The following is a 5849-nucleotide window of genomic DNA, read 5'->3' as shown; positions in this document are numbered from 1 at the left end:
CTGCGGCAACGGGCCGGGCCTGTGGCTGCGGATGCAGCAGGCCTACGATCTGTGGCACGCGGAGCGGGATCTGCGCGACGAGGTAGATAGGATTCCGGCCCGTCGGCTTGCGAGTTGACAGCTCGCATTGAACCACCGACTCGAAGCCGTTCTGCGCCGCGCGGTCGTCACGTGTGACGGAGCCCCCGGGCATCGTTGCCCCTCCTGAACGATTTGGTGATGTCGATGTGTTGCCGCAACACGCCGCGTGGTGCATAGCGCCATGGACAAGATTCAACAAACGGTTTCTCGCGTCAGTCCGCCCATCGCTCGTCATCCCTCATCCCTCCACTCCCGTAGATCACCGAAATCGGAACTTTGCTGCATGGTCGTGCCGCGTGTTCGTGACTCGTGCCTGTTGGCGGTACCGGTGGACTTGTTGCGCTCCCTGCGACATCATGGCGGCTGGCAGTTGCGATTTGACGGAGGGCATCCATGACGACCTGGGAGATCATTGCCGAGAAGTCGAGGAACTTACCGGTGGACCAACAGCAAGAGGTGCTGGACTTCGTCGAGTTCCTTCGGGCGCGGCATGAACGCAAGCACCCGCTTCGTGATCCGGCTGGGTTATGGAAGGGATTTGACGTTTCACCGGAGGATATCGCCGAGGCTCGCCGCGAGATGTGGGGCAACTTCCCGCGTAGCGACATCTGATGGCCTCCGTTGTTGCAGACACGCACGCGGCGGCTTGGTATCTTCTTCAGTCGTTTCGTCTGTCGGTGACGGCGAGGAACCGCATGGCTGCCGCGATAGCCGCAGGCGACCCGATCCTGGTTCCCTCGATCTCTGTAGTCGAACTCGTCTACTTGGTAGAAAAAGGGCGCATCCCCCGGCCCGATTGGGAACAGTTGCAGGCGGCGCTGGAGCAAGAGGACTCCGGCTTTCGCGTCGTTTCGTTGGATGAAGCGATTGCCCGAGCCGTCGAGCGCGTGCCACGCCATCAAGTTCCCGACATGCCGGATCGCATCATTGCCGCGACCGCCCTGCATCTTGGCCTGCCGCTGGTCACCCGGGACGGGCAGATTCGAGCGACAGGCCTGGATGTGATCTGGTAGCGAAGCGCAGGTCGGGAGGCGCCGGATCATGAACCTCAACAAGGCACAGCGCGCGGAGATCGCACGGATCGCGGCCAGCCATGGGGCCCGCAACGTTCGGCTGTTCGGTTCGCACGCGCGCGGCGAGCCGACTCCAAGCATCGACGTCGACCTTCTCGTCGAACTGGCCCCCGAGAGCACCTTGTTGGATCTCATCGCCATCAAGCAGGACGTCGAGGATCTCCTTGGCTGCTCGGTCGATGTCGTGACCGAGGCCGCCGTGAGCCCGTACCTGCGCGACGAAGTATTGAAGAGCGCAGTACCGCTATGACGGGCGACGCGGTCTGTGGGATTACGCAACGCGACCTGCCTCCGCTCAAGCAGCAACTCGACGCGATCCTCCGCGAAATCGGCGCGCAGAGCTGAGCCACTCACTTTCGTTGCGCCGGACCGCTTCATCTCAGAAACCTGACCTCTGCTGCGTCGTCGTCACTCGTGACGGAGCACCCTGGCATCGTTGCCCGCTGAGGGATTTGGTGATGTCGATGCGTCGCTTGCCCGGAGCCATCCCTCCGAAGGATGTTCACGCAAACTTCCCTTTTGCTGCGTCGCTGCCCATCCGCCGTCCCGAAAGAGATCCGTGCACGTGTTGCCTCGGCACGCCACGTGATGCATAGCGCCATGGACAAAATTCGACAAACGGTTTCTCGCGTCAGTCCGCTCATCGGTTCATTCCTCATCCTTCATCACTCATCGCTCACGACGGTGGATCGCCGAAATCGCAACTTTGCTGCGTCGGATACTGGGACTGGAGGCTCGGGACTGGAGGCTGGGGGACGGTTGCAGCAGTGAGCCTTACTTCTGCTTCGGCACGCGACTGCGTGCCCTCCCGAGCACCGCTTGCGCTGGGCGCCTGCTCTTACTACAAGACCTGCATGCAATACACGCTTCGCAGTATCCCGCGGCGGCTCGACGCAGCGCTTCGGCGCCGGGCCAGAGCGCAAGGGAAGAGCCTCCACGAGGTCGCGGTCGAGGCGATGCAGCGGGGGCTCGATACCGCGGTGGAACCGGTGCGCTACCGAGATCTGCACGATCTTGCCGGCACGTGGGTGGACGATCCGGAATTCGACGCGGCGCTTGCCGATCAGCATCAGATCGACAAGAACCTGTGGCGATGAAGCTCGCCATCGACACGAACCGGTATACCGACCTGTGCCGCGATGTGGCTGGTGTGGCAGAAACCCTCGAAGGCGTCGAAGGCATCTGTGTACCCTTCGTGGTGCTTGCCGAGTTGCGTGCGGGCTTCGCGGTGGGCAAACGTGGCGTTCAGAATGAGCGAACCCTCCGGCGCTTCTTGATGAAGGATGGGGTCCAGGTGCTGTTCCCGGATGAGCAGACCACCCACCACTATGCGTCGGTCTACCGTCAGCTCCGTTCACAGGGGACCCCAATTCCAACCAATGACATCTGGATTGCCGCACTGGTGCTCCAGCACAATCTGACCTTGTACGCGCGCGACCACCATTTCGACCGCCTGCCGCAGCTCGCTCGGATCTGACGACCACGCCGGACGTGGTGTCCTCAGCGTTCCCGGGTGTCGCTGTCATAGTCATGGCCGCCGGCTGCCAATCTTTCCGATCTGCACCCGTCCACTTGTTGAAGGACGGGCTCTAACGCTTTGTTCTGTAGCCGCACTTCGTGGCCTTCGTGTTCTTCGTGGTGGTCACTCGGTTTCAGCCCCACAAAGCACCGCTCCATTCGCCCTGACCCTCCACCGCCGTAGATCACCGAAATCGGAACTTTGCTGCATGGTCGTGAAGCACAGGTAAAAGGTGAAAGGTAACAAAAGGGGCAAGCCAGAGGTCGTGTTCGTACCTGAGCCGGCCCTGAGCCCCTCGACGGCGCTCGGGACAGGCTTGTCGAAGGGTGACTCGTGCTCGTGAGGTGTAGGCCGCGGCTCGACGCGGCGCTGCGGCTGTCGGGCCAAAGCGACCAGCACTTTGATTGACGGTGTCAGGTCCATGGACTACGGTCGATCTGTGCGTGTCACGACACGGCTGAAAAAGGCGAGCCTGAATGGTGGTGGTCTGGACCGAATACCTCAAACACCGCGCACGGGTGCGAGGCTTCGACCTCGCCGGAATCGAGGAAATTGTGCGGTTCTCCGACGAGCGGTACTTCGACACGGCCAGCCAGCGCCGGGTGGCGATTGGGAAGCATGGCCGCAGACTCGTCATGATCCCGTATGAACAGGCAGGCGACACGCTGACCCCGATTACGATTCACGCCACGACCCGGCAGCAGACGAACCTGCGTGTCCGGGTGGGGAGATACCAGCCATGAGCAAACCGAAACTGTTGTATTTCGAGCACGAAGACATCCTGCACCTGGTGGTCGCCGAGGGAGAAGAGGAGCACAGCGTCGAGTTGAGTCCCAACGTCACCGCGGAGCTGAACGCGGCCGGCGATCTGATCGGCATCGAAATCCTCGATGCCAGCACGTTCCTCAGGGACGCGATCCTGGAGGGCACCCAGGCCCGGTTGCTGCACCTCAGTGGGGCGGCGAAGTAGCGCCGCACGCGCTCGCCCATCTTCCCGATCTGGGTCCATTCACTTGTTCCCCGGAACCTCCGTGCTGCGCGCCTCTGCGGCCTCGATCCGGGTCGCTCTGCAAACGAGGATCAAAGGAATTGATGCCTTGCTGCATCGTCTCGAGTCGACGCAGCCACCCACCACAAAGGACGCGAGGAGCACGAAGCGCTGGCGGCCCCCAGGTAAGCGGCCGAGACACACGCGGTGACCCACAGCGCCATTGGCAAAATTCTCCAAACGGTTTCGCACCCGCTCATCGCTCATCCCTCATCGGTCGTCATCCCTCCACTGCCGTAGATCACCGAAATCGGAACTTTGCTGCATTTGAAGAGGCTGGAGGCTGGGGACTGGGGAGGCGGGTTTCTATAACGACATGGTCCAGGCGAGTCGCCCCGTTGACCTTCCCGTTGCCCATTCGTATGGTGTGGCCATGAAGACCCGCGGCACACACGAGCCGCGCAGCGGCGCGAGCAAGGGTCGGCTGCGCGGCACGCCATCGCAGCCGGCGAGGGCACGCACCCTCCGCTACGTATACTGGCGGGACGGGGAGTTCTGGCTGGGATTTCTGGAGGAGTTCCCCGACTACATGACCCAAGGGGAATCCCGCACCGACTTGCAGGAACACTTGCGCGATCTGTACCAAGAGCTGACCAGCGGCCACATCCCGGCGGTGCGGCGGGTCTCGGAGCTACAGGTCGCGTGAAGCGCCACGACTTGATCAGGAAGATCGAGTCGATGGGATGCGTGCTGATCCGGCACGGTGGCAAACACGATTGGTACCACAATCCACACACCAAGGTGTCCCAGCCCATTCCTCGACATCGGGAAATCAATGAGTACCTCGCGCGCCAGATCTTGAGGCGTTTAAGCGCATAGCGCCGCGGACAAGATTCGACAAAGAGTTTCTCGCATCGGCCCGTCCGTCGTTCATCGCTCGTCATCACTCCACCACCGTAGATCACCGAAATCGGAACTTTGCTGCATCATCGTGACTCGCGCTCGTGACTCGTGCTCGTTCCGGTCCGCGTTTCTGTTGCGCCATCCCCTCCGGCAGGGTAGGTTCAGCCTTGAAATCGAGGGGGTCAGCGTGGAGGATGTCGCCTGATGGAAGCAGCAGCTGCCACAATTGAGACCGTGCGGGTCGGAGACAGCGGCACCATCGCCCTCCCGCCCCGCTACCGCAAGCGGCTGAAGCTGACGAAGGGGAGCCGCGTCCTGGTGTTTCCGCTGGGAAAGGGAGTGATGGTGGTCCCTGCAGACCCAACCATTGACGGTCTGACCGAGCGTATCCAAGACGCGCTGGCCGCCAAGGGCGTTTCTGTCCACCGGGCACTGAAGGGCCTGGAGAAGACCCGGCGACGGATTTTCCAGCAGCTCTATGGCGAGGGCTGACCGGCCCCCGCCGCTCCGACTGTTTCTCGATTCTGGGGTGGTGCTGGAAGGCCTCTTGGTTCCAAGGAGCGCATCCCGCGCCATCCTCGTTCTTGCCCGCTCCAAAGCGTTCAAGCTGGTGCTGGCCGAATATGTGCGCCGGGAAATCGAAGACCATCTCCTGCACCTGATTGACCGAGACGCCGCGGTTGCCGACGAGATCATCGATGCATATGTGAAGCTCCTCCACACCGTGACACCCGAAGCGGTTCCGCTTCCAACCCGCGAAGAGATCGACCGCCATCGGCACCTCATTCGCCACCAGACGGATGTCCCGGTCCTTGTATCGGCAATACGGGCGGCACCGGACCATCTCGTCACCACGAACACACGGCACTTCACCGTGCGGGTGGCCACTCGAACAAAGCTGAGCATCGTGACCCCTCGCGGACTGCTGGCGAAGCTGGGCAGCGCCGGACGGCCTGCGAGCAGCTGAGCAAGGCCCCATTGAGCACATGGAGAGCCGAGTATGAGAGAGTACAGCGTTCCTGCCGACCGGAGGCGAGAACCGACGCATCCGGGTGAGATCTTGCGCAACGATGTGCTCCCGGAGCTCAAGCTGTTGCCGTCAGCGAGGCCGCGCGCCAACTGCGCGTCGGGCGCCAGACGTTGTACCGCATTTTGGCTGGTACCGCCGCCGTGACGCCGGAGATGGCCGTGCGGCTGGGGAAATTCTGCGGCAACGGGCCGGGCCTGTGGCTGCGGATGCAGCAGGCCTACGATCTGTGGCACGCGGAGCGGGATCTGCGCGACG

11 protein-coding genes and 1 pseudogene are annotated in these 5849 nt (G+C 62.4%); all 12 read left to right on the top strand.

Features of this window, described 5'->3' with window-relative positions; genetic code table 11:
• The first annotated feature begins 474 nt into the window (after positions 1–474).
• Complete coding sequence (locus tag HY699_05260; GenBank protein ID MBI4515209.1) at positions 475–693, top strand: DUF2281 domain-containing protein; 219 nt, start codon at positions 475–477, stop codon at positions 691–693.
• Positions 693–1094, top strand: a complete 402-nt coding sequence (locus HY699_05255) for a type II toxin-antitoxin system VapC family toxin (GenBank protein ID MBI4515208.1) — start codon at positions 693–695, stop codon at positions 1092–1094. The genes HY699_05260 and HY699_05255 overlap by 1 nt, the downstream gene beginning before the upstream one ends.
• Positions 1095–1122: 28 nt before the next feature.
• Positions 1123–1404: a nucleotidyltransferase family protein gene (locus tag HY699_05250; protein MBI4515207.1), complete on the top strand. Its 282-nt coding sequence runs from the start codon at positions 1123–1125 to the stop codon at positions 1402–1404.
• A 604-nt stretch (positions 1405–2008) separates the two neighbouring features.
• Positions 2009–2251: a hypothetical protein gene (locus HY699_05245; protein ID MBI4515206.1), complete on the top strand. Its 243-nt coding sequence runs from the start codon at positions 2009–2011 to the stop codon at positions 2249–2251.
• Positions 2248–2631: a type II toxin-antitoxin system VapC family toxin gene (locus HY699_05240; protein ID MBI4515205.1), complete on the top strand. Its 384-nt coding sequence runs from the start codon at positions 2248–2250 to the stop codon at positions 2629–2631. The genes HY699_05245 and HY699_05240 overlap by 4 nt, the downstream gene beginning before the upstream one ends.
• Before the next feature lie 518 nt (positions 2632–3149).
• Entirely contained in the window at positions 3150–3416 is a 267-nt protein-coding gene (locus HY699_05235) for a hypothetical protein (protein ID MBI4515204.1), read from the top strand.
• Positions 3413–3643, top strand: a complete 231-nt coding sequence (locus HY699_05230) for a DUF2283 domain-containing protein (GenBank protein ID MBI4515203.1) — start codon at positions 3413–3415, stop codon at positions 3641–3643. The genes HY699_05235 and HY699_05230 overlap by 4 nt, the downstream gene beginning before the upstream one ends.
• Positions 3644–4145: 502 nt before the next feature.
• Positions 4146–4367: a type II toxin-antitoxin system HicB family antitoxin gene (locus HY699_05225; GenBank protein MBI4515202.1), complete on the top strand. Its 222-nt coding sequence runs from the start codon at positions 4146–4148 to the stop codon at positions 4365–4367.
• On the top strand, positions 4364–4540 hold the full coding sequence (locus HY699_05220; protein MBI4515201.1) for a type II toxin-antitoxin system HicA family toxin: 177 nt from the start codon (positions 4364–4366) through the stop codon (positions 4538–4540). The genes HY699_05225 and HY699_05220 overlap by 4 nt, the downstream gene beginning before the upstream one ends.
• A gap of 228 nt (positions 4541–4768) precedes the next feature.
• Positions 4769–5056 carry an AbrB/MazE/SpoVT family DNA-binding domain-containing protein gene (locus HY699_05215; GenBank protein MBI4515200.1) on the top strand — a complete coding sequence of 96 codons (288 nt, stop codon included), beginning with the start codon at positions 4769–4771 and terminating at the stop codon, positions 5054–5056.
• Between the two features lie 37 nt (positions 5057–5093).
• On the top strand, positions 5094–5531 hold the full coding sequence (locus HY699_05210; protein ID MBI4515199.1) for a PIN domain-containing protein: 438 nt from the start codon (positions 5094–5096) through the stop codon (positions 5529–5531).
• Between the two features lie 33 nt (positions 5532–5564).
• Positions 5565–5849: pseudogene (locus HY699_05205) on the top strand (HigA family addiction module antidote protein).

Source organism: Deltaproteobacteria bacterium, assembly GCA_016210005.1.
GTDB lineage: Bacteria > Desulfobacterota > Binatia > HRBIN30 > JACQVA1 > JACQVA1.
The sequence above is the reverse complement of the archived record's forward strand: the minus strand, read 5'-3'. Positions and strand labels throughout refer to the sequence as shown.

What these genes read in the sequence shown, in the direction of transcription:
- HY699_05245 (MBI4515206.1), top strand. Translation starts at nt 2,009, where the DNA reads ATGCAATACACGCTTCGCAGTATCCCGCGGCGGCTCGACGCAGCGCTT.
- HY699_05260 (MBI4515209.1), top strand. Translation starts at nt 475, where the DNA reads ATGACGACCTGGGAGATCATTGCCGAGAAGTCGAGGAACTTACCGGTG.
- HY699_05235 (MBI4515204.1), top strand. Translation starts at nt 3,150, where the DNA reads ATGGTGGTGGTCTGGACCGAATACCTCAAACACCGCGCACGGGTGCGA.
- HY699_05250 (MBI4515207.1), top strand. Translation starts at nt 1,123, where the DNA reads ATGAACCTCAACAAGGCACAGCGCGCGGAGATCGCACGGATCGCGGCC.
- HY699_05230 (MBI4515203.1), top strand. Translation starts at nt 3,413, where the DNA reads ATGAGCAAACCGAAACTGTTGTATTTCGAGCACGAAGACATCCTGCAC.
- HY699_05255 (MBI4515208.1), top strand. Translation starts at nt 693, where the DNA reads ATGGCCTCCGTTGTTGCAGACACGCACGCGGCGGCTTGGTATCTTCTT.
- HY699_05240 (MBI4515205.1), top strand. Translation starts at nt 2,248, where the DNA reads ATGAAGCTCGCCATCGACACGAACCGGTATACCGACCTGTGCCGCGAT.
- HY699_05215 (MBI4515200.1), top strand. Translation starts at nt 4,769, where the DNA reads ATGGAAGCAGCAGCTGCCACAATTGAGACCGTGCGGGTCGGAGACAGC.